Origin of the sequence: Phenylobacterium sp. LjRoot97 (assembly GCF_964254345.1) — a bacterium.
In the GTDB taxonomy this organism is placed as follows: Bacteria; Pseudomonadota; Alphaproteobacteria; order Caulobacterales; family Caulobacteraceae; genus Phenylobacterium.
In genome coordinates this window covers 900928-923673 of record NZ_CAXUTH020000001.1, presented here as the reverse complement: position 1 = coordinate 923673, position 22746 = coordinate 900928, and the positions used below count along the sequence as shown (strand labels likewise).

Sequence of the window (22746 nt, the reverse complement as noted above, 5' to 3'; positions counted from 1 at the left end):
ACAGTTCCTCGTCCCGTCGGATGGGGCTTTGCTTGACCGCTTCGGTCCTGGCGCTCAGCGCCGTCGTCCCGGCCCAGGCCGCAAACTTCACCGCCGGAACCGAACAGCAGTTCCGCGACGCCCTGGCCGCAGCGGCCGCAAGCGCGGACGCCCAGTCGACGATCCTGCTGACGGCCGGCTTTGCGGTCGCCGCGCCGATCAGCTTCCCGGACAAGCAGATCGTGGTGGATCCGGCCGGCTTCACGGTGACGGGGCTGACCTTCAACGGCGCGGCGGGCAGCCTCTCGGTGAGCGGGGCGGGGACGATCCCGCTGGCGGGCGCCAACACGTTGACGAACTTCAGCGTCAGCAACGGCGAGGCGCGGCTGCTGGGCGGCGCGACGCTGAACGTCAGCGGCCTCACCAATATCGCCAGCACTGGGAAGCTCGTCATTGACGGCGCCGGCACGTTGCTGACGACCGGCACGCTGTCGGCAGCCAACCCTGGGGTCACCCCGGTCATCGACATCCAGAACGGCGGACGGCTCCACGCCACAGCCGGCACCGGTATCGGCGGGTTGGGCAACACCGGCGCGCTGGAGCTGCGGGTCACCGGGGCCGGCTCTCGACTGGACATCGAAGGAGCGACTGCGACGACTTTCGGCGGAAGTACGACGACTGCGTCGTGGACGATCGCCGACCGCGGCGCGAGCACCATCGCCGGCGGCCTCATTATAGGCTCGCAGACCTCCGGAAGCAGCACGCCGCAGCTGACGGTGACGGATGCGAGCTCCATCTTGAACCTGGGCGGCCTGACGTTCTGGCGCGGCACGTTCAGCGTCCTGGGCGGCGGCCAGGTCAACATTTCCGGAAGTGTGGGCATGGGCCCGCGGATCGGCGCCGGTTCAGCCAATCTGCTCATTTCGGGCCCGGGCTCGCGGTTCGTCGTAAACGGTCCGATGTCGCTCGGCGCAAACGCCCCCGGCTCGAACGGCGCGGGCTTCCTGACCCTGGCCGACGGCGGCGTGCTTGAAGCGCGCGGCGGCGTCACCCTGGGCGCCAACTTCGCCGCGACCACCGGCGTGCTCAACATCGGCGGTGTCGAGGGCGGCGCGGCCGCTGCGGCGGGGACTCTCGACACAGCCACGCTGGCCTTCGGCCCTGGGACGGGTCGGCTGAACTTCAACCACACCGGAACCAATTACGAGTTCGTCGCCGCGATCACCGGCGGCGGGACCATCAACCAGGTGGCGGGCGTTACGCACCTGACCGGCGACAGTTCGGGCTTCACCGGCGTCGCCAACCTGACCGGCGGCACGCTCCATGTGGACGGTAAGCTGGGCGCAGCCACTTCGACCTTCGCGGTCGGCGCGGGCGGGGTGCTGGCCGGCTCGGGGACCATCGGCGGCGACGTCACCGTCACCGGCGGTAGGATCGCGCCCGGCAACAGCCCCGGCACTCTGACCATCGCCGGCGACCTCAGCCTGGATGCGGCGACGACGCTGGACATGGAGTTCGGGGAGTCGAACGTCGTCGGCGGGCCGATGAACGACCTGATCAAGGTCGGCGGCGACCTGCGGCTGGACGGCACGGTCAATGTCACGGTCACCGCGGGCGGCGTGTTCGACGCCGGCCTCTATCGCATCATGTCCTACAGCGGGACCTTGGATAACCAGGGCCTGAGCGTCGGCGCGACGCCGGCCGGATCGACCGTCACCGTCCAGACCCTGATCCCCGGCCAGGTCAATCTGGTCAACACTGCCGGGCAGCCGGTCAATTTCTGGGACGGCGACGGCGCCGGCAGCGCCAACAACGGCCGCGTCGAAGGCGGCGCCGGGACCTGGACGACGGCCAGCACCAACTGGACGACCGGGACCGGCGCGGTGAACACGGCCTATGCGGCCACCGACTTCCTGATCTTCGCGGGTGCGCCGGGCACGGTGAACGTCGGCGCGGTCAACCTGACCGGCGGGACGGGGCATGGCCTACAGTTTGCGGTGGACGGCTACCGCCTGACCGGCGGGACGATCGCGATGACCGGCTCCGGGCGCACGATCCGGGTCGGCGACGGCACCGCCGACGGCGCCAACTACGTGGCGACCATCGACACGCCGATCAGCGGCGGCGGCGCAGGCTTCACCAAGACCGATCTTGGGACGCTGATCCTCAACGGCGCCAACACCTTCAATCAAGTCATGACGATTCAGGCCGGCACGGTGCTGCTGAACGGATCGGTGGCTGGCGGCGGCAATGCGCTCATCGTTCAGGCGAACGGCACGTTTGGCGGAACCGGCACATCGCGTGGCGGCGCCATCAGTGGAACGCTCGCCCCTGGCGGCCTGACCAATCCCGGCACGCTGACCTTCAATGGCCCGCTCAGTCTCAACGCATCCGCTGTGCTGCGATATCGCCTGGGCCAGGCCGATACGGTCGGCGGGGCGCTGAACGACCTGACCGTGGTCAACGGCGCCCTGACCCTCAACGGCACGCTGAACGTCACCCAGTCGACCGGCGGCAGCTTCCTCCAGGGCGTCTACCGGCTGATCAACTACACCGGCGTCCTGACCGACAACATCCTCGACGTCGGGACCTTGCCGGCCGGGTTCACCGGGGTGATCCAGACCTCGATCGCCAACCAGGTGAACCTGATCGCCTCGGGGGCGCCGCCGGCGGGGCCCGGCGGCGGCGGGGAGCCGCCGGCTCCGCCCCCGACCTTCAACTTCTGGGACGGCGCGGGCGGCGCGGACGGTGCGATCACGGGCGGCGACGGCGTCTGGAGCGCCAGCCCCGCCAACTGGACCACCGCCAGCGGCGCGGCCAACGGCGCCTTCACCACCGACGCCTTCGCGATCTTCGCAGGGACCGCCGGCACGGTAACGGTCGATGGCTCGGAAGGCCCGATCGCGGTCACCGGCCTGCAGTTCGCCTCGGACGGCTATCGCCTGACCGGCGACGCGGTGACCCTGCAGGCCGGCGACAATGTCGTCCGCGTCGGCGACGGCACGAGCGAGGGCGCGACATTCGTCGCCACCATCGCCTCGGAGCTGACTGGCGCCGGCCTGCTGAACAAGGAGGACGGCGGCGCCCTGATCCTCACCGGCGAGAACAGCTATTCGGGCGGCACCACGGTCAGCGCCGGCGTGCTGCAGATCGGCGACGGCGGCAAGACCGGCTCGATCTGGGGCGACGTGAGCAACGGCGGGACCCTGGCGTTCAAGCGTTCGGACGACGTCAGCTTCGGCGGCGCGGTCTCGGGTGACGGGACCTTGGCGCAGCTGGGCGCCGGCGTGCTCAGCCTGACCGGCGACAGCTCGGCCTTCGCGGGCGTCACCGAGGTCCGCGCCGGGACGCTGGCTATCGACGGTCAGTTGGGCGGGGTGACCAACGTGCTCTCCGGTGCGCGGCTGATCGGTTCGGGCCAGCTTGGCGGGCTGGTCAACCAGACCGGCGGCGTGGCTTCGCCGGGTCGCGGCGGCGTCGGCGTGCTGACCGTCGCCGGCGACTATGTCGGGGCCGGCGGCGTGCTGGAGCTGGACGCGACCCTGGCGGACGACAGCGCTTCGGCCGACCGGCTGGTGGTGCGCGGCGCGACCTCGGGCGTCACTGGGGTCAAGATCAACCGCCTGGCCGGCGGGACCGGGGCCCTGACCCGGGACGGCATCCTGCTGGTGCAGGTGGACGGCGCCTCGGCGCCGGGCGCTTTTGCGCTGGCGCAGGGCGATTATCGCCGCGGCGACGAGAACGTGCTCGTGGCTGGGGCTTATGGCTACGTGCTGCGCCGCGATGCGGTGGGCGGCGACTGGCGCCTGCGCTCCAACCTGGAGCCGAGCGAGATTCCGGGCGCGCCGGCCGACGCGCCCCTCTACCAGCCCGGCGCGCCGATCTACGAAGCCTATCCGCAGGCGCTGCAACTGCTGAACGGCCTGGGCACGATGCGCGAGCGCACCGGCGCGCGGCAGTGGTCGGGCGAAGCGGGCGTCGGCGTCTGGGGCCGGATGGAGGGCGGCCGCACCCAGCTCAAGCCCGACGCCAGCACCACTCGCGCCGACCTCAAGGCCGATCGCTGGAAACTGCAGTTCGGGGTCGAGCCGCTAGTGGGTGAAGCGGCCGGCGGCGTGATCAGCGCCGGATTGACCGGCTATCTCGGCGGGGCGAAGACCAAGGTCGCCTCGCCCTATGGCGGCGGCGACATCGACACCAAGGGCTATGGCCTGGGCGCAAACCTGACCTGGATCGCGGCCGGCGGCGGCTATGTCGACGCCCAGCTGCAGGCCAGCTGGTTCGACAGCGACCTGTCCTCCAACCTGCTCGGCGCTCGCGCCGACGGGATCGAGGGAGACGGCCTGTCCGCCTCGCTGGAGGCCGGCCACGGTTTTGCGGCCGGCGGGCTGCGGCTGACCCCGCAGGCGCAGGTCACCTACGCCGGGGTCGATTTCGACAGCTTCACCGACGGGTTCGGGGCGGTGGTCGCCAATGACAAGTCCGAGAGCCTGATCGCCCGGGCAGGGCTCGGCGTCGACTACGCCCTGGCGGCCGGCGGCGGCGTCTACGCTGTGGTCGACCTTAGCCACGAGTTCCTCGACGGGACCGCGATCGACGTCTCCGGCGTGCCGGTCGTCAGCCGCGGCGAGCGGACCTGGGCCGGCCTCGCCGCCGGCGGGACCTACGGCTGGGGCGATGGCCGCTACAGTGTTTACGGCGAGATCGCCGGCGACACCTCGCTGTCCAGCTTCGGCGACAGCTACGACATCACCGGCGCCGCGGGCTTCCGCGTCCGGTTCTAGGGCGCACGGCCGGCTGGCTCTGCGGAGCTAGCCGGCCGTGTACCAAGCGGTAGGTGTCCGGATTGCCCCGGTCTTCAAGAGAGGTCCGATAATCCGGTTTCCCCTTGCTGAACTTAGCCATACGCCACGGGGCGGCGCGGATCGCTGCTCCAGCCTGACCAGGACGCCACATAGAGCGCAGGCGCCTTGCCGAGGATCGCCAGCGCCGCCGCGGCGTGCGCCGCCGATACGCCCGATCCGCATGAGACTCCCAGTCCGTCGTTCCACGCAGCATAGCGCGACGCCAAGGCCTCATCGGACAGGAACAACCCGTCCGGGCCGAGATTGCCGGCCGCCGGAAGATTGACCGAACCGGGAATATGCCCGCCGGTCCGCGCCGCCTCATCGCCCTTGAAGGGCGCGGCGCCGCGCGCGTCGAGCAGCCGCCCCGCGCTCGCCAGTCCGGCGGCGCCGTCGGCGTCCAGAACCGGCAGATGTCCGGCCGACAGCTCGGCGTCGCCTTGCGGACCAGATCGCTCCGCGAGCGGTCCAAGCGGCAGCGCGGCGGCCTGCGCCGCCTGGAGCCCCCCGTCGAGCAAGCGCACCTGGGAAAGGCCCGCCCAGCGCAGCGTCCACCACGCTCGGGCGGCCTGCAGGCCGCCCTTGTCGTCATAGACCACGACCAGGTCGCCGGCGTTGACGCCCCAGCGCCGGACGCGGGCCTGCAGATCGGCGACTTGCGGCAGCGGCCGCGAACCCAGGTCGCCGCCGCCAGCGCCGGCGAAGTCGGCCCCGAGGTCTGCCGGTACGGCGCCGGCGAGGCCGACGTCGCGGCCTTCGCGCGGTCCGACATCGATCAGCACCACGTCAGGCCGCGACTTCAGCTCCGCGGCGGAGATCAGGACGTCGGAGCGGCTCATGACCTATTCCGCCGCGGCGCGGGCGCCGCTCAGGGTGTTGGCCGGACGCGCCAGGCCGAGATGGTCGCGGAAGGTCGGTCCCGAATAGTCGCGGCGGTAGAGGCCGCGGTCCTGCAGCACCGGCACGACCAGATCGGCGAAGGCGCTGACCGAGTCGGGATTGTAGGACGGGAAGATGTTGAAGCCGTCGCAGGCTTCCTTCTCGAACCAGTCCTGGATGTAGTCGGCGACCTCCACCGGATCGCCGACCACGCCGCCGCCCTGCCCCGCCGCGGCGATGATCAGGTCGCGGTAGGTGATGCGGTTTGCGCCGGTCACGTCGCGGCGGGTCCGCTCGCTGATCTGGGCGAAGAGGCGCTGTCCCTCCTCGTTGGCTTCCTTCAGAACCCGCGGATCGACGGCCTCGTCCGGAGCGCGCCCGCGCACGTCGACCTCGATCACCCGGGTGACGTTGGAGAGGTTGCGTTTGCCGCGGCCGCCCAGCGCGCCATAGCGGCGGTGCTCCTCGGGCGTATCCTCGGCGTCGAGCTGGATGAAGCTGTTGAGCTGGTCGTAGATCTTCACCGCCTCGGCGGTGGTCGGGGCGACGATCGGCGTCATGCCCGGCAGGATGGCGATCTGGTCGGGGGTGCGGCCGTACTTCCTCGCCCGGGTCTTCACGTCGTCATAATAGGCCTTGGCCACCGCGATGGTCGGGCCGGCCGCGAACACCACGTCGGCGTCGCGGGCGGCGAGTTCGCGCGAACGGTCGGACGTGCCGGCGTGCAGGATGACCACGTGGCCCTGCGGCGGACGGCGCACCGGCAACGGGCCGTCGATCGAGAAGAAGCGGCCTCGATGGTTGATCGCCCGCGCGCCGCTGTTCGGCTCGGCGCCATAGGCGTCCTCGTCCCAGGAATCCCACAGCTTCTTGGCGACCTGGACGAACTCCTCGGCCCAGTCATAGCGCTTGTCGGTGTCCCAGTGCTCGTCGCGGCTGAAGTTCGCGGCCGCGATCTCGTCGGCGCCGGTCACCAGGTTCCACGAGGCCCGCCCACCGGACAGGTGGTCCAGCGACGCCGTGAGGTGGGCGATCGCGAAGGGGTCGTAATAGGTTGGGTTGGCGGTGACCACGATGCCGATGCGGCTGGTGGCGGCGGCCAGGCTGGAGGCCGAAATGAACGGCTCCAACCGCGACATCTGCGAAGGGTTGGTGGTCTGCAGCGCCGGGTCGGAGGCCAGGCGGTCGCCCAGGAACAGGAAGTCGAACTTCGCCGCCTCAGCGATCTGGGTCACGCCTTGCAGAAACTCGATGTCGAAGGGCGCGGTCTCGAGCGCCGTCGGCATCCGCCACCCCGACGGGTGGGTGCCGTTCGCCCAGAACATCAGTCCGAAGTGCAGTTCACGCTCAGCCATAGGACGCTTCCACTTTGGCGCCAGCGGAGCTTCGCCGGCGAGGGTCGTAGTTGTTGGCCGGCCGACCCGACGGCCGGCCGACGTCGATGCCGCGGCTCAAGCCGCCGCGTAGCGGTTCGCAGGCTTCTTCAGAGCCAGGTGATCGCGCAGGGTCGCGCCGTCCTGCGGGGCGGCCAGCAGCCCCAGGCGTTGCAGTTCGGGCGCAAGACTTTCGATCAGGGCGTCGAGCTGCCCTGGAAGCGCCGCGGCCTTCAGCGTCAGGCCGTCGAGCCCGGCGCTATCGGCATAGGCCGCCAGTTGCGCGGCGACCTCGCCCGGCGCGCCGGCGAAACGCGGCGCGGCGTCCGGAGGGAGCTGATCCAGCAGGGCGGCGGCGTTCGCGGCGTCTGTCGCCACGATCGGCGTCGCCTCGGCGAACAGGCGGACGTCGGAACGGTCACGGCCCGCGGCGGCGAGCGCCGCCAGGAAGGCCTGAACGCGAGCCTTCAGCTCCTCGACCGGGTGGGCGCCCAAGAAGACCACTTCGGCCTCGGCGGCGGCGAGCCGGTAGGACAGCTCCGAAGCGATCTCATGCGCCAGGACGAGCTGGCCCTGCGGCGGCCGCGCGACGTTAAGCGGCCCCTTGATGCGGAAGCGCTCGCCGGCGTGATGGATCGGATGGATCTTGTCGCCGTCGACGTACTCGCCGGTCGCCTTGTTGCGGATGAAGGCGTCGTCCTCCCAGGAGTCCCACAGCTTGCGCAGGATCTCCGTGGCCTCGGCCGCACGCCCGTAGTGTTCCTCGGCCGACGGTTCGGCCTGGCTGTAGTTGATCGCCGCGGGATAGGAGGCCCCCGAGACCAGCTCCCAGCCCGCCCGGCCATGGGTGACGTGGTCGAGCGATGCGGTGAGCCGCGCCAGGTTGAAGGGCTCGAAGTAGCTCGTATTGCCGGTGACGAAGAAGCCGAGCCGTCTGGTGCGAGTGGCCAGGAACGACGCCGTCGTGAGCGGTTCCGTGCGGGCGAAAGCCGCTGCGCCCTCGCCGACCGCCTGCTTGTCCTGGAAACGGATGAAGGTGAAGCCGGCCTTTTCGACGCTCTGGGCCAGGGCCGAAATCTGCGCGGGATCGAACGGATCGAACCGCGCCCCGGGCTCGCCATACGGCGCGTAGCTGAAGCCGAAATGCAGAGGTCTGGTGCTCATTTCGCCATGGTCCCGCTAGAATTTCACCGTCCAGCTGCGGCGCGCAGCACGCCTTGAGCCGGCTGGAAGCAAGGCTCGCCTTGCCCCCCAAGGCCGTGTCTGTTACGCGTCATATCCTAGTAGGTCAATAGGATTACAAGGATAAGAAATGAGCTCGATCGGATCGCTCCAGGTGAGCCGCCAGGGGTTCGGGGCCATGGGCCTTTCCCACAACTACGGGCATGCCGATGAGGCGGAGTCGCTGCGCACGCTGGAGCGCGTGCTGGAGCTCGGGATCAATCTGATCGACACGGCGAACGTCTACGGCGCCGGTCACAACGAGGAGCTGGTCGGCCGTGCGATCCGCGGGCGCCGCGACCAGGTGGTGATCGCCAGCAAGGTCGGGATCGTCGGCGGCGGCGAGGCCCAGGAAGGCGCCGAGGGCAAGCGCGTGAACAACAGCCCCGCCTACACGCGCATCCAGGTCGAAAAGAGCCTCAAGCGGCTCGGGGTCGAGCAGATCGACCTCTACTACCTGCACCGCATCGACGCCTCGCTGCCGATCGAGGACGCGATTGGAGGCCTGGTGCGGCTGAAGGAGGAAGGCAAGATCGGCGCGATCGGCCTCTCCGAAGCGACCGCCGAAACCGTGCGGCGCGCGCACGCGGTGCACCCGATCGCCGCCCTGCAGAGCGAGTACTCGCTCTGGACCCGCGAGGTGGAGGCCGAGATCCTGCCGACCACCCGCGAGCTGGGCGTCACCTTCGTGCCGTTCTCGCCGCTGGGGCGTGGCTTCCTGGCCGGGGCTTCGGCGCCCGAGGACGCCGAGGACGTCCGTCACCGCCACCCGCGCTTCCAGGGCGAGGCGGTCGAGGCCAACGCCCGCCGCCGCGCGGCGATCGAAGGCGTCGCCGGCCGGCTGGGCGCCACCAGCGCGCAGGTGGCGCTGGCCTGGGTGCTGTCCAAGAACGTGGTCCCGATCCCAGGCACGCGGCGGGTCTCGCATCTGGAGAGCAACTGGGCGGCCAACGACCTGCAACTGGACCAAGGCGTCGTCGCCGAACTGGAGGCCGCCTTCCCTGTCGGCGTGACCGTCGGCGCGCGCTTCCCCGAGAACGCGCCGGCCCAGGGCCCCTCCTAGGCGGACGTCCCCCGGCCCGCCAACACGGCGGGCCGGGCGGGCTCCTCCACGCCGGCGAAGGACGGCGTCAGCGCATCCTCGATCCGGTCGATCTTGCGAAGCGTCGGAAACAGCCAGAGCCACAGCCCGCCCACCGCCAGCACCCCGACGCCGCCGATGACTGCGGCGGGGGCGGCCCCGGTCAGGGAGGCGACGAACCCGGCCTCCATGTCGCCCAGCTCCGTCGAGGCGCTACCGAACACCATGTTCGCCGAGCTCACCCGGCCGCGCATGTCGTCGGGCGTGGAAAGCTGGATGAGCAGCTGGCGAACGCAGGCGCCGACCATCCGGGCCGCACCCATCACCGTCAGCGCGGCGACCGACAGCAGGTAGGACTTCGACAGTCCGAACACGACCAGCGAGACCCCGAACACCGCGAGAGCCACGAAGGTCCAGAGCCCGACCCGTCGCCGCAGCGGACGCAGGGCGATGACCGTCCCCGCCGCCAGGGCCCCGACCGCCAGAGCGCTGCGCAGCACCCCGAAACCCGCCTCGCCGACGTGCAGGATCTCGGTGGCGAAGATCGGCAGCAGCGCCGTCGCCCCGCCCAGCAGGCCGGCGAACAGGTCCATGGTCGTCACCGACAGGATCAGGGGGCTGCGGGCGATGAAGGTGAGCCCGCCGAGCAGATGCGCCAGGCCCTTGGTCTGGGTGTCGCCGCCGCGACTGCGGGTCTTCACCAGGGTGGCGAGCACGAAGGAGGCGAGATACGAGCCCGCCGCCACGCCGTAGGCCGACGCCTCGCCCGAACCGGCGATGATCAGACCCGCGACCGCCGGTCCGGCGATGGCGGTCAACTGGAAGGCCGACGAGGTCCACGCCACTGCGTTGGGCAGGTCCTGGACCGGCAGCAGCCGCGGCATCCAGGCCAGGGCCGACGGCGCCGAGAAGGTCTTGCCCATGCCGAAGATCGCTGCCGCCAGGAAGTACGGGGCCGCCGAGCTCACGCCCGCGACCGTGCATGCGGTGAGCAGCGCCGCCGCGGCGGTCAGCACCAGCTGGAAGACGCGATAGACGTTGCGCCGCTCGAAGCGGTCGGCGGCCTGGCCGGACGGCAGGGTGGACAGCAGGACCGGCACGAAGACCGCCAGCCCCACCATGCCCAGCGCGAAGGGATCACGCGTCAGCGCATAGACCTGCCAACCCAGCGTCGGCAGCATGATGTTGGTGCCCAGGTTGTTGGCGACGCGCGCCGCGTAGAACCAACGGAAGTCGCCCGAACGAAAGGCGGCGAAAGCGGTCATCGGAAATCGGCCGGGCCGCTCAGCTCCAGTTTTCGCGCGGAGACTCGATCAGGATCACCTTGATGTCGGCCTCGGCCAGGCCCAGCCCGCCGAGATTGCGCTTCACCGCCGCGAACAGCGCCTGCTTGAGCTCGTCGGTGCGGCCCGAGAAGAGCGTGATCTGCAGTTCGGTGTAGCGGTCGCTCTCCCCAGGGCCGCTGGCGAAATGGCTGGCCGGGTGCTCGACCAGCCGCAGGTGACGCGCCGCAGGCGGCGTGCCGATGCTCTCGGTCAGGGCGGACTGCACGGCGTCGAACAGCGCCTGCGGGTCTTGGATCCAGCCTTGGCGCGTGGAGATCAGGGTCGAGGGCATCGGGTTACTGACTTTCGGTGGGAGCAAGTTGGGACGACGCGCCCGGCTGGACGCCGGCGGCTTCGGGAACGAGATGGCAGGCGACGAGATTGCCGCCCTCGGCCGGCCGCAGTTGCGGCGCGACCTCGCGGCAGCGCGCTTCGACCAGCGGGCAGCGGCCCTGGAAGAAGCAGCCCTGGGGCAGGTTCAGGTTGCTGGGCAGTTCGCCCTGCAGGACGGGCTTGTCGATGGCTTTGGCGGCGTCCGGATCGGTCGCCGGCGCGGCGGCGAGCAGTGCGCGCGTATAGGGGTGCCGGGGCGCAGACCAGAAGGTCTCCCGCGCCCCCTGCTCGACGATCCGGCCGAGGTACATCACCACCACCCGGTCGGCGATGTGCTCCACCACCGAAAGGTCGTGGGAGATGAACAGGTAGGACATCTGCAGATCGCGCTGCAGGTCGCCCAGCAGGTTGATGACCTGGGCCCGCACCGAGACGTCGAGGGCCGACACCGGTTCGTCGCAGACGATCAGGCTGGGATTGAGCGCGATGGCGCGGGCGATGCCGATCCGCTGGCGCTGGCCGCCGGAGAAGGCGTTGGGGTAGCGGCCATAGGCGTCGGTGGGCAGCCCGACCAGGGCCAGGAGTTCCTCGACCCGGCGACGGGTCTCCTTCGCCGACCACCCGGCCAGGCGCAGCGGCTGGCCGATGCTCTTGCCGATCGTATGGCGTGGATTGAGCGCGCTGCCGTTGTCCTGGAAGATCATCTGCATCTTCGGCCGCACGGCGCGCAGCGCCTGGGCGTCCAGATGGGTGATGTCCCGCCCGTCGAGCTCGATCGCGCCCTCGGCCGACGGCGCCAGTCGCAGGATCGCCTTGCCGAGCGTCGATTTTCCGCAGCCCGACTCGCCGATCAGCCCGACCGTCGTCCCGGCCTCGATCTCCAGGTCGAGCCCGTTGACGGCGTGCACCACGCCCTGCCCGGTCGGCAGCCGGACGTGCAGATCCTTGATGCTGAGCAGGCTCATGCGCTCACCTCCCCATCAAACCAGCACTCGACCTCGTGGCGACGGCCGACGATCCGACGGGCTGGAGCCGTCGTCCCGCAGATCTCCAGCGCGCGGTCGCAGCGGCCGCGGAACGCGCAGCCCGCTGGACGGTCGGCGTAGGACGGCACGACCCCAGGGATCTCCGGCAGCCGCGCTCCGGCCGGGACCGGCCGCGTGAGCGCCAGGAGCCCTTGCGTGTAGGGATGCCGGGGCGCGCGGAAGATCTCCCGCACCGGGCCCTCCTCGACGATCCGGCCCGCGTACATCACCGCGACCCGGTCGGCCATTTCAGCGACCACCCCGAAGTCGTGGGTGACGATGAGCAGCGCCATCCCGGTCTCCTCCTTCAGGCGCTGCAGCAGTTGCAGCACCTGGGCCTGGATGGTCACGTCCAGCGCCGTCGTCGGCTCGTCGGCGATCAGCAGCCGCGGATTTCCCGCGATCGCCATGGCGATGACGATCCGCTGGCACATGCCGCCCGAGAGGCGATGCGGATATTCGCCTAGCCGCGTTTCGGGATCCGGGATGCGCACCAGACGCATGAGCTCCAGGGCCCGCGCGCGCAGCGCCTCGCGCGGCAAGGCCGCATGCGCGCCGATCGCTTCGTAGAGCTGGGCGCCGACGGTCATCAGCGGATTGAGCGCGCTCATCGGATCCTGAGAGATCAGGGCGATGTCGCGGCCGCGCAGGGCGTTCATCTCGCGCTCGCGCAGTCCCAGGATGTCGCGCCCGTCCAGCCGCACCTCGCCGCCGGTCACCCGCGCCTGGCCCTTGGGCAGCAGGCGGATCATCGAGAGGGCGGCCAGCGACTTGCCGCAGCCGGACTCACCGACGATCGCCACCGTCTCGCCGCGGCCGATCAACAGGTCGAGCGAGCGCACGATCGGTGTTTCGCCCGCGGCGGTCCGCACGGCCGTGGACAGCCCACGCGCCTCAATCAGCGGCTCGGCCAAGGTCATCGCTGCCTCCGGGGATTGAGAACGTCGTTGAGGCCGTCGCTGACTAGGCTGAGCGCGAAGACGGTGAGCACGATCGCCACCCCAGGGATGGCGCAGACGTACCAGGCGGTGCGGATCAGGCCCCGGCCTTCGCCGATCAGCCGGCCCCAGGTGGTGACCGACGGATCGCCGAGCCCCAGGAACGACAGTCCGGACTCGGCCAGGATGGCCCCGGCGATGCTGAGCGTGGACACCGCCAGCACCGGCCCGATCGCGTTGGGCAGGATCTCGCCGAAGATGATCTGCAGATCGCCCATGCCGATGGTGCGGCCGGCTAGCACGAAGTCGCGCTTGCGCCAGGTCAGGAACTCGCCGCGCGTCAGACGCGCGATCGACTCCCACGAGATCAGGCCGATCGCCAGCACCACGAAGATCAGCTGCGGACCGACGAACGACACGACCGCCAGCAGGAAGATGAGCCCCGGAATGGTCTGGAAGAGCTCGATCAGGCGCGTGAAGAACGCCCCGACCGCCCCGCCGTAGTAGCCGGCGATCGCGCCCACCGAGACGCCGATCAGGATCGCTGTGCAGGCGGCCGCCACGCCGATCAGCAGCGTGGTGCGCGCGCCATGGACCAGCATGGCCAGCATGTCGCGGCCGAGGGCGTCCGTCCCCAGCGGGAAGCCCGGCGAGAACGGCGGCGCCAGCGCCGGCCCGACGATCCGCAAGGGGTCCTGCGGAGCAATGACCGGCGCCAGCAGGGCGACCAGCAGGACCAGGCCCAGCAGGATCAGACCTGCCAGGGCCAGGCGGTTCTGGGAGAACCGTTGGAGGAAGTTGATCATGCGGCTAGTCCAGCGCGATGCGAGGATCGAGCCACGCGTAGAGGGCGTCGACCACGAGGTTCACCAGGATGACGACCAGGGCGCTGAGGATGATCACCCCCAGCACCATGGGATAGTCGCGGGCCACGACGGCGTCGTAGAGCAGGCTGCCGATGCCGGGCCAATTGAACACCGCCTCGACCACCACCGAGCCTGAGAACACCGTCGCGAACTGCAGCCCCAGCACGGTGACGATCGGCAGCAAGGCGTTGCGGAAGACATGGCGCAGGGCCACCGCCCGTTCCGACAAACCCTTGGCGCGCGCGGTCTTCACATAGTCGGCGGCGGACGCCTCGATCATCGCCGCGCGGGTCACGCGCAGGTAGATCGCCGACTGGTGCAGCCCCATGGCGAGGGCCGGCAGGATCAGGTGCTTGGCCACGTCCAGCACGCCGCCGACGACGCCGAAGTCGCCGCCGATGGTCCGCATGTCGCCGATCGGCAGCCATCCGAGCACGACCCCGAACAGCACGATCAACATGATGCCGAGCCAGAAGCCCGGGGCGGCGAACAGGAAGACGCCGGCCAGCGACAGCACCCGATCCAGCGCGCTGTTGGGCCGCGAAGCCGCCAGGACGCCGGCCGCGACGCCGGAGATCAACGCGACCAGCAGCCCGGTCACCATCAGGATCAGGGTCGCCGGCAGGTGGTGCAGGATCGCGTCGAGCACCGGCATGTTCTGGCGATACGAGAAGCCCAGGTCGAACCGGGCGATCGCCTCGAGGTACTTGAGCCACTGGATCCAGAGCGGCTGGTCGAGCCCGTAGGTCACGGTCAGCCGGTCGATCATCGCCTGGTCGGAGATCTGCATCTCCGAGGACATGATCTCGACGAAGCTGCCCGGCGCCGAGTGGATCAGGAAGAACGTGCAGGTGATGATCACCAGCATCAGCGGCAGCACGTGGGTCAGCAGGCGCAGCCCCACGCGGCGCGCGACGTTCAGCCCGCGCGAGGCGGTCGATGTCCGCGCCGCGCCCTCGAACCGCAGAGGGTCCGAGAACGGCGTCGGCAGGGTGCGCTTGCCCTCCATGTCAGTCTTCCGCCTGGCCGAGCGCGGCGGCGATCGCGGCGCGGGACGCGGCGTTGTGCGAAGGCACGGTCTCACGGCCGAACTGCGGGGGCTGAGCCACATAGGGCTCTTCCAGCCGCGCGATCTCCTCCGGGGTCAGGACCACGTCCAGCGCCGCCACGGCGTCGGTGATGTGGTTGAGCTTGGTCGCCCCGACGATCGGCGCCGTGACGCCCGGGCGCGAGAGCAGCCAGGCCAGACCCACCTGCGCGGCCGGCGCGCCCCGCGCCTCAGCGACCTCCAGCACGCGGTCGACGACGGCCTCGTCCTCGGGACGGGCGAAGTCCTTCACGACCTCGGAGCGCTTGGTGCCGCGCCGGCGCGAGCCGGTCAGCAGGCCCCGCGCCAGCGGGCTGTAGGGAATGACGCCGACGCCCTGGTCGAGGCACAGCGGGATCATCTCCCGCTCCTCCTCCCGATAGAGGAGGTTGTAGCGGTTCTGCATGGTCACGAACTTGGTCAGGCCGTTCTGTTCGGCCAGGGCCTGCAGCTTGGCGAACTGCCACGCGTACATGCTCGACGCGCCGATGTGCAGGACCTTGCCCTCGCGGACGAGGCCGTCCAGGGCTTCCAGAATCTCCTCCGGCGGGGTGGTCGGGTCGAGGCGATGGATCTGGTAGAGGTCGATGTAGTCGGTCCTCAACCGTCGCAGCGAGGCCTCCACCGCGTGGCGGATGTGCTTGCGCGACAGCCCCCGCTGGTTGACGTCCGGCCCCATGGCGCCGAACACCTTGGTGGCGATGACGACCCGCTCGCGGTCGACCCCCAACTCCTTGAAGACGTCGCCCTGGATCGTCTCGGCCAGACCGGTCGAGTAGGAGTCGGCGTTGTCGAAGAAGTTGATCCCGGCCTCCAGCGCGGCCTTGTAGAAGGGCAGCGCTTCGGACGGCGGCAACGCCCACGGCATCCAGTCGGTCGAGCCATAGCTCGAGCAACCGAACGCGATGCGGGAAACCTTCAGGCCCGTGGGGCCCAGATTGACGTACTGCATGGGGCGCGGCCTCAGTAAGCGTAGCGGACGCGCACGAACCAGGTGCGCGGATCCGAGTAGGTGGTGGCGTTGGACGACGTGACGCCGTTGCCGCGGGTGCCGCCGGTGTCGAACTGGTCGTTCAGCAGGTTGCGGACGGTGAACGAGAACCGCCAGTTGCGGGCGTTCTCGGGCTGGAAGCTGGCCGACAGGTTCACCAGTTCCTGCGCCTCGGCCGCGGCCGCGACGGTGTTGGGACCGTCGATGAAGTACTCCGACCGGTTCACGTACTCGGCGCCGACCCGATACTCGCCGAACTTGGTGATCGGCAGCACGTAGTCGACCGAGACGAAGTGCGACCACTCCGGCGCGTTCTGGACCTTCTTGCCCACGAACTGCGCGGTGTTGGACGCCGCGCCCCCGGCGCTCAGGACCTCGGAGTCCATGAAGGCGATGTTGTAGAGCAGCGAGAGGCCGGTGACCGGCACCCAGGTGGTCTCGAGTTCGAAGCCCTGGGTCTCGACCTCGCCGAGGTTGATGCGGTGGCTGACGTTGTTCTCATCCAGCGCGGTGGCCTGGTAGCCTTTGATCTTGTTGTGGAAGACCGCCAGGTTGGCGCGCAGGCTGCGGTTGAAGAAGTCGGTCTTCAGGCCCGCCTCGATCGCCGTCACGTACTCGGGATCGTACGGCAGGCCGGCGGCCTCCTTGGAGTTCGCGCGCCCGTCGAAGCCCCCGGCCTTGAAGCCCTTGGAGTAGGTCAGATAGGCCAGGACATGGTCGTTGGCCCGCCAGTCGACCCCGAGCTTCGGCGTGAACGAGTTCCAGTTCTCCCAGTCGCGATAGATCGTGTAGTTGATCGGAAGGTACTGGCCCTGGGCGTTGCGCTCGTCGCCGGTGAAGCGGAAATTGTGCTTCTCGACGGTGTAGCGGGCGCCGGCGATGACGCTGATGGTCGGCGTCAGCTCGTAGGTCGCCTGACCATAGACCGAGTAGTTCTTGGTCTTCTCGGCCGAGTCCTGGAGCGTCGTCCGCGCCTGCAAGAACTCGTTGCGGTAGGGCAGCAGCGCGTGGCTGTTCAGCGGCGAGTAGCCGGTCCGGTAGGAACGGAAGTTGTCGTAGAGGTAGAACAACCCGCCGACGACGTTCAGCCGATCTCCGTTGTAGAGGTACTGGAGCTCCTGCGACCAGTTCTCGTTGCGGTGGTCGGAGTAGGTCCGGTTGATCGCGTTGGCGCCGCCGTCCTGGTCGTAGTAGCCGGGCTGCTTGAAGGCCCGATACGACGTGATCGAGCGCAGCGACGTGTTCTCGTTCAGGTCATAGGTCGCCCGGATCGACGCGCCGCCCAGCTCCGTGTGGTTGCTGATCGGCCATTCCGAATAGTTGACCTTCTTGTTGATCACCCCGCCCGGCTGCAGGCGGGTCTGCTTGGGGGTCGGGTCGCCGTTGTCCTCGAAGTAGTCGGCGGCGAACAGGATCGCGAGCTTGTCGGTGGCGTTGTAGTTCACCTTGAGGCGGATCGCGTCGGTCGCGACGTCGCCGACATACTCGTCGTTGGTGACGTTGTAGACGAAGCCGCGGCGCTCGCGGTGGATGAACGACAGGCTGGCCGCCAGCTTGTCCTCGATGATCGGGCCGGAGATGCCCGCCCGGATGATGTTGGCCGAGTAGTTGCCCGCACCGACCTCGAAGAAGGTCTTCAGGTCGTTGTCCGGCAGCCGCGTCGTCACCTTGATGGCGCCCGCCGAGGAATTCCTGCCGTAGAGCGTGCCCTGCGGACCGCGCAGCACCTGCACGTCCTGGACGTCGTTCAGCTCGAAGGTGCCGCCGATCGGCCGCGAAATGTAGACGTCGTCGACATAGGTTCCGACCGTCTGGTTGGCGATCGAGTCCGACTCCCCGATGCCGCGGATGTAGTAGCTGGTCTGCGAGTGCTGCAGCGCGGTCGGCGCCGCCAGGCCCGGGATGCGGGTCACGACGTCGCGAAGGTTCTCGACCGCGCGGAGCTCCAGGGTCTGGGGCGTGACTACCGTGATCGCGATCGGCGTGTCCTGGAGCTTGGCTTCACGGAACTCGGCCGTGACCAGGACTTCCTCGACCGTGGCGGCGTCGAGCGCCTCCTCCGCCAGGGCGGGCCCCGCGGCGCCCGCCGCCAGGACCAAAGCTATCGCCGTCGATGAAGACCACCGACCAGTTACGGGCCGCAACATATGTACGCTCTCCACAATGTCGGACCGCGGCGCGCTTGCCGGCGCCGTCGCGTCCGCTGTCAGGCCCTGCGGCCCCCCGAATTCATACTTGTTGGATAGAGATTAAATTCGGCCGCGAGAAGAGGGTTCGAACACCAGTTTTCCTCTTGATATCGTTTAGTTTTTTATCCGCCGTCGCCGCAGCGAACGCGCACGCGTTTCGCCCGCCGCGCCGGGTGGCGGGCGGGTGAAAACAGGCTCGGATCTAGGGAGAGGATCAGCTCTTCGAGATGTCGCCCCAGGAGTCTGTCGCGATGCTCGCGGCGCTCGAAGCGATCTTCACCGAGCTCTTCTGAATGATGTGCGTCGGCCACTCGACGAGCGGCACGATCGGCGCGTCGCGCAGGATGATGCGGGTCGCCTGCAAGGTCTCGGCCTTGCGCCGGGCCGGATCGACCTCCTGCTTGATCTGGTCGAAGATCGCATCGAGCTCGGCGTTCGAGTAGCGCGCCGAGTTGCGGAAGATGAGCCCCTTCTTGATCCCCGCGGTCCCGAACACCAGCGGCAGATCCGGGATCGGGTCGTTGTAGGTGCCCCCGCCCTGGCTGTAGGCCACGTCGAAGTCGTAGTCGGTGTAGAGCGCCTTCAGCGAATTGGCGCGGTCCGGGACCTTGAGGGTGGTCGTGATCCCGAGATCCTCGAAGGCCTGCTTCAGGTACGCGCCGGACTTGCCGTTCTCCTCCGACCAGCCCGAGGCGAGCAGGTTCAGCTTGAAGCGCTCGGCGCCGGCCCGGCGCGGGAAGCCGGCCTCGGTCAGCAGCTTGTCGGCCAGGGCCGGGTCGTACGGGTACGTCGGGATGTCCGGATCGAAGTACAGGCGGTTGCTGCTGAGGATCGGTCCCGCCGCCGGCTTGGCGTAACCGTAGTAGACCGTGCGGGCGATGAAATCGCGGTCGACCGCATGCAGCAGGGCGCGCCGGACCCGCGCATCCGAGACCACGGGATTGCGCGTGTTGAAGTGCAGGCCCAGCGGCGCGCCCTGATCCTCGAAAATGACCGCGAGTTGGGGATTGGCCTGCAGCCGCTTGAGGTCGCCCAGCGGGGCCGGATTGTGCACCCCGATATCGAGCTGGCCGGTCTCGAACGCCGCGGCCCGCGAGGCCGGTTCGCGCCACCAGCGGACGATCAGCCGGTCCATCTTCGGCTGGTCGGGGATCCAGTAGGTCGGGTTCTTCACGAACTCGGCGTGCGAGCCGCGAACCCATTGCGAGAACTTCCAGGGACCCGTGCCGACCGGCGCGTTGTTCACCGGATTCAGCAGCAGGTCCGTGCCGGCGTAGAGATGCTTGGGCAGGATGTAGTTGGCGCCGTCGCTCAGCAGATAGCTGACGCTGAATTCGGGAACGGGGCGGTCGAAGCGGACCACGACGCCCAACGGGCCGGTCGCCTCGACCCCCGCCAGGAAGTCGAGGATCGTCTGGGGGAAGAACGGCTTCCAGTACTCCTGGATCGTCCAGACCACATCCTCGGCGGTGAACGGCTTGCCGTCGTGCCAAGTCACGTTCGGCCGCAGGTTCAGGGTCACCGAGCGATGGTCGGGCGCGATGCTCCAGTTCTCGGCGAGCACGGGCGAGAAGGTCTGGTCGCGGTTGTAGCGGGCCAGGCGCTCGAGCACCTTCGACCCCGTAAAGCCCGGGCCGCCGCCGCCGCCGCCCGGCGCGAACATGGTGTGAGGCTCAGGATAGCCCGTCGTCGCGGTCAGCGAACCGGCGCCGCCGCCGCCAGCCGTCTTCTCCCCGCCGCCGCAAGCGGCCAGCGCCATTCCAGCTCCGCCGACGGGGATGAGCGATAGAAGCGAGCGACGGGAGAACATGAACGACCTCAAACGTGAACTGGCGGCCGGCTACGCGGCCGGCTGCGGGGCCTGAACCAGGCCTGTGAAGCTGCGCTCGAAGTAGAGCAGCGGCGCGCCGGGCTGGCTGGCCACCTCCAGAACCTCGGCGATGAGAATGGTGTGGTCGGCGGCGCGGATCCGATGCTCGATGGCCAGATCGAACCGGGCTACGCCGCCGGCGTAGCGCGGCGCGAAGTCGTCGCTCAGGTTCCAGGCGGCGGACTTGAACCGTTGGTCCTGGGCGTCGGAGACCGCGAACAACCGGGCCTCCTCCAGATCGTCCTCGGCGAGCGCCACGGCCGCGCAGCGCCCCGCCTTCAGCAGCCCGTCATGGGCCGAGGCCGCGCGCCGGACGCTGAACAGCACGCGCGGCGGATCGACCGACAGGCTGACCAGCGAGGTCGCCGCCAGGCCGACCGGCGCGCCATCCGCCCAGCAGGTGATCAGGGTCACGCCGCTGGCCAGCCGCGCCATGCCGTCTCGCAGGCGCGCCGCGTCCAGGCGCGGCGAAGCCGGAGCCAAGGGATGCACTAGGCCCACGACAGAATCGCCCGCGCTTCAGGGGCCTGATGTTCGTCGCGCTCGTCGCCTCGCCAGACCGCCGACAGCAGTTCGACCTGAGCGGCCTGCTCGACCTGCAGGATGAGTTCCGTCAGCTGCGTCACGCTGGAGCCGGCCAGCACCGCGCCGCCCTGCGCATGAACGACGCCGGCATAGTTGTTGTTCAGGGCGGGCTCGAGCGCGGCCGCCGCCGAACCGTAGCGATAGACCTGCACGCCTTGGTGCAGGCTCGAGCGAGCCAGCGGCATGTGGGCGAATGGAAGGGTGCGTCCGCCTCGCGCCCAGGCATCCAGCTGCGGGCTGCTGAAACGGGCGATCGCAGTGAGGTCTTCCCGCCGACGGAAGAGGTCGATGAACTCCTCGACAGGCGCGCGCGCCGCGCGCTCTCCCGCCACCAGCTGCCCATCCAGGCCCAGGACCGTGACCTTCGGCTCCAGCGAGACCGACCACAGACCGGGATGCCCGAGCCGGACGACCTGCCCCTCCTCCGGGCCGCGAAGGATGAAGTCGAGTTCGGCGGCGGGATGAACATGACCCACGTCCCGCAGAACCCGGAACGCGCGAGCCGCCTCGAGGCGCGCGCCACTCAAAAACTCCTGGAGGGTTACGCTCAACGCCACCAATCCAAGGCCGACAGGCGTCTGGCGCATGAAATTCTAGCTCCTACGGACCAACTTTATATTCCTATAATTCCGATAGGAACAATATTGCAATACCGCAAGCGGATTGCGTCAGTGCGCGCCGGGCCTGATCGGTCTATCCGCCGGCGCCCCCTACAAACCGGCGGTCTTGTGGCGCATAGATTTCAAGCTCGTGACGTGGGGTCATATGCTCGTGCTTTCCGGCGACTAGAGAACCTCGAGCACGTAGCGTGAGTTCTGTGTAGCTGAACGAAGACGTGCCTTCGGACGACTGCGCCCACCAGTCAGGAAGACGGATACATGCCAATGCGCGCCCCAGCGTCGAGAGCGTCTTGCGGCCAGATAAGGCCGCCCATCCCGACCTTGCCGGGCGCCGCATCTTGATGCGGCGCAGCGCGATCCTCGCGACGCTGGCGAGCATGAGCCTCCTGACCGCGTGCGGGGCCAAGACCGATGCTCACAAGGGCGGGCACGACAACGGCCCCACGAACGTCGGCTATGTCGTCGTCCAGCCCACCCGCGTCGACCTGACCAACGAGCTCACCGGTCGCGTCGTCGCCTATCAGAGCTCCGAGGTGCGGCCGCAGGTCGCCGGCGTGATCGAGAAGCGCCTGTTCACGGAGGGCTCCCTCGTCACCCGCGGCCAGCCGCTCTACCAGATTGATCCGAGCCTCTATCAAGCGGCAGTCAGCCAGGCGCTGGCCAACGTCCAGAGCGCAGAGGCCAACCTCTCGGCCGCGTCCGCCCTGGCCGAACGCTACAAGCCCCTCGCGGCGATCGAAGCGGTCAGCCAGCAGGACTATGTGAACGCCGCCGCGCAGGCGGCCCAGGCCAAGGCGTCGGTCGCCCAGGCGCGCGCCGCCCTCGACACCGCCCGGATCAATCTGAGGTTCACCACCGTCCCTGCCCCGATCAGCGGCCGCATCGGGCGTTCGCTCTCGACCGTCGGCGCGCTGGTGACGACCAGCCAGGCCGATCCCCTGACCACCATCCAGCAACTCGATCCGATGTTCGTCGACATCCAGCAGTCGAGCGGCGACCTCTTGGCCCTGCGTCGGGCGCTGGCCGCGGGCGGGCTCGCGCCAGGCAGCGCCGCGGTGAAACTGACCCTCGAAGACGGCAGCACCTACGATCAGGTCGGCGCGATCGAGTTTTCCGAAGTGGTCGTCGACGAGTCCACGGGGACGGTCACGCTCCGGGCCCGCATTCCCAACCCCAAGGGCGTGCTGCTTCCGGGCATGTTCGTCCGCGCCAGCTTCAACCAGGCGGTCGCCACAGCCGCCTACCTCGTGCCGCAGACTGCGGTCACGCGCGATCCCAAGGGCGCGGCGAACGTCTACATCGTCGGCGCTGACGGCAAGGCCGAGCAGCGCACCATCACCGCCGATCGAACCGACGGCGCCAACTGGGTCGTCCGCAAAGGTCTCAACCCCGGCGACAAGGTGATCACGCAGGGCCTGGCCAACGTACAGCCCGGCAAGCCCCTCAAGGCGGTTCCGGCCGAGACGCCGCAACGTATCGAGACCCCGGCCGGCAAGTCCGGCGGGCAGGCCAAGGGCTCCGCCGCAGGGGGCGCCTGACC

General features: G+C 69.3%; 17 protein-coding genes. 3 read left to right on the top strand and 14 right to left on the bottom strand.

Features of this window, described 5'->3' with window-relative positions:
* The first annotated feature begins 32 nt into the window (after window positions 1-32).
* Window positions 33-4763, top strand: a complete 4731-nt coding sequence (locus ACSQ2H_RS04395; RefSeq protein WP_436060241.1) for an autotransporter outer membrane beta-barrel domain-containing protein — start codon at window positions 33-35, stop codon at window positions 4761-4763.
* 113 nt (window positions 4764-4876) lie between these two features.
* On the opposite strand, the gene ACSQ2H_RS04390 is transcribed toward ACSQ2H_RS04395, so the two are convergent.
* The 3 genes from ACSQ2H_RS04390 to ACSQ2H_RS04380 all read right to left on the bottom strand — a co-directional run bounded on the left by ACSQ2H_RS04390 (window position 4877) and on the right by ACSQ2H_RS04380 (window position 8239).
* Window positions 4877-5662, bottom strand: coding sequence for a sulfurtransferase (locus ACSQ2H_RS04390; protein ID WP_436060240.1), 786 nt, complete (start codon window positions 5660-5662; stop codon window positions 4877-4879).
* 3 nt (window positions 5663-5665) lie between these two features.
* On the bottom strand, window positions 5666-7057 hold the full coding sequence (locus tag ACSQ2H_RS04385) for an NtaA/DmoA family FMN-dependent monooxygenase (protein ID WP_436060239.1): 1392 nt from the start codon (window positions 7055-7057) through the stop codon (window positions 5666-5668).
* A gap of 96 nt (window positions 7058-7153) precedes the next feature.
* Entirely contained in the window at window positions 7154-8239 is a 1086-nt protein-coding gene (locus ACSQ2H_RS04380; RefSeq protein ID WP_436060238.1) for an LLM class flavin-dependent oxidoreductase, read from the bottom strand.
* A gap of 148 nt (window positions 8240-8387) precedes the next feature.
* On the opposite strand from ACSQ2H_RS04380, the gene ACSQ2H_RS04375 reads away from it, so the two are divergent.
* Complete coding sequence (locus tag ACSQ2H_RS04375; RefSeq protein ID WP_436060237.1) at window positions 8388-9359, top strand: aldo/keto reductase; 972 nt, start codon at window positions 8388-8390, stop codon at window positions 9357-9359.
* Here ACSQ2H_RS04375 and ACSQ2H_RS04370 read toward each other — a convergent pair.
* From ACSQ2H_RS04370 to ACSQ2H_RS04320, 11 genes are all read right to left on the bottom strand, one after another.
* Complete coding sequence (locus tag ACSQ2H_RS04370) at window positions 9356-10642, bottom strand: MFS transporter (protein WP_436060236.1); 1287 nt, start codon at window positions 10640-10642, stop codon at window positions 9356-9358. The two genes, ACSQ2H_RS04375 and ACSQ2H_RS04370, sit on opposite strands and share 4 nt — an antisense overlap.
* A 19-nt stretch (window positions 10643-10661) precedes the next feature.
* Window positions 10662-10994, bottom strand: coding sequence for a tautomerase family protein (locus ACSQ2H_RS04365; protein WP_436060235.1), 333 nt, complete (start codon window positions 10992-10994; stop codon window positions 10662-10664).
* A 4-nt stretch (window positions 10995-10998) separates the two neighbouring features.
* Window positions 10999-12000, bottom strand: a complete 1002-nt coding sequence (locus ACSQ2H_RS04360; protein ID WP_436060234.1) for an ABC transporter ATP-binding protein — start codon at window positions 11998-12000, stop codon at window positions 10999-11001.
* Window positions 11997-12980 (bottom strand): ABC transporter ATP-binding protein, encoded by a 984-nt coding sequence (locus tag ACSQ2H_RS04355; RefSeq protein WP_436060233.1) that lies wholly within the window; start codon window positions 12978-12980, stop codon window positions 11997-11999. The genes ACSQ2H_RS04360 and ACSQ2H_RS04355 overlap by 4 nt, the downstream gene beginning before the upstream one ends.
* Window positions 12977-13804 carry an ABC transporter permease gene (locus tag ACSQ2H_RS04350; protein WP_436060232.1) on the bottom strand — a complete coding sequence of 276 codons (828 nt, stop codon included), beginning with the start codon at window positions 13802-13804 and terminating at the stop codon, window positions 12977-12979. The genes ACSQ2H_RS04355 and ACSQ2H_RS04350 overlap by 4 nt, the downstream gene beginning before the upstream one ends.
* 4 nt (window positions 13805-13808) lie before the next feature.
* Complete coding sequence (locus ACSQ2H_RS04345; protein ID WP_436060231.1) at window positions 13809-14873, bottom strand: ABC transporter permease; 1065 nt, start codon at window positions 14871-14873, stop codon at window positions 13809-13811.
* A 1-nt stretch (window position 14874) separates the two neighbouring features.
* A complete protein-coding gene (locus tag ACSQ2H_RS04340; protein ID WP_436060230.1) occupies window positions 14875-15903 on the bottom strand; it encodes an aldo/keto reductase in 1029 nt (342 codons plus the stop codon).
* Between the two features lie 11 nt (window positions 15904-15914).
* Complete coding sequence (locus ACSQ2H_RS04335; protein WP_436060229.1) at window positions 15915-18041, bottom strand: TonB-dependent receptor; 2127 nt, start codon at window positions 18039-18041, stop codon at window positions 15915-15917.
* Window positions 18042-18345: 304 nt separating this feature from the next.
* The gene (locus ACSQ2H_RS04330; RefSeq protein ID WP_436060228.1) at window positions 18346-19890 is read right to left on the bottom strand and encodes an ABC transporter substrate-binding protein; all 1545 of its coding nucleotides are present in this window, start codon (window positions 19888-19890) and stop codon (window positions 18346-18348) included.
* A gap of 81 nt (window positions 19891-19971) precedes the next feature.
* A complete protein-coding gene (locus tag ACSQ2H_RS04325; RefSeq protein ID WP_436060227.1) occupies window positions 19972-20502 on the bottom strand; it encodes a flavin reductase family protein in 531 nt (176 codons plus the stop codon).
* On the bottom strand, window positions 20493-21173 hold the full coding sequence (locus ACSQ2H_RS04320; protein ID WP_436060226.1) for a class II aldolase/adducin family protein: 681 nt from the start codon (window positions 21171-21173) through the stop codon (window positions 20493-20495). Before ACSQ2H_RS04320 ends, ACSQ2H_RS04325 begins: the two co-directional genes overlap by 10 nt.
* Window positions 21174-21583: 410 nt before the next feature.
* Here ACSQ2H_RS04320 and ACSQ2H_RS04315 point away from each other — a divergent pair, with 410 nt between their 5' ends.
* A complete protein-coding gene (locus ACSQ2H_RS04315) occupies window positions 21584-22744 on the top strand; it encodes an efflux RND transporter periplasmic adaptor subunit (protein ID WP_436060225.1) in 1161 nt (386 codons plus the stop codon).
* Window positions 22745-22746 lie beyond the last annotated feature (2 nt).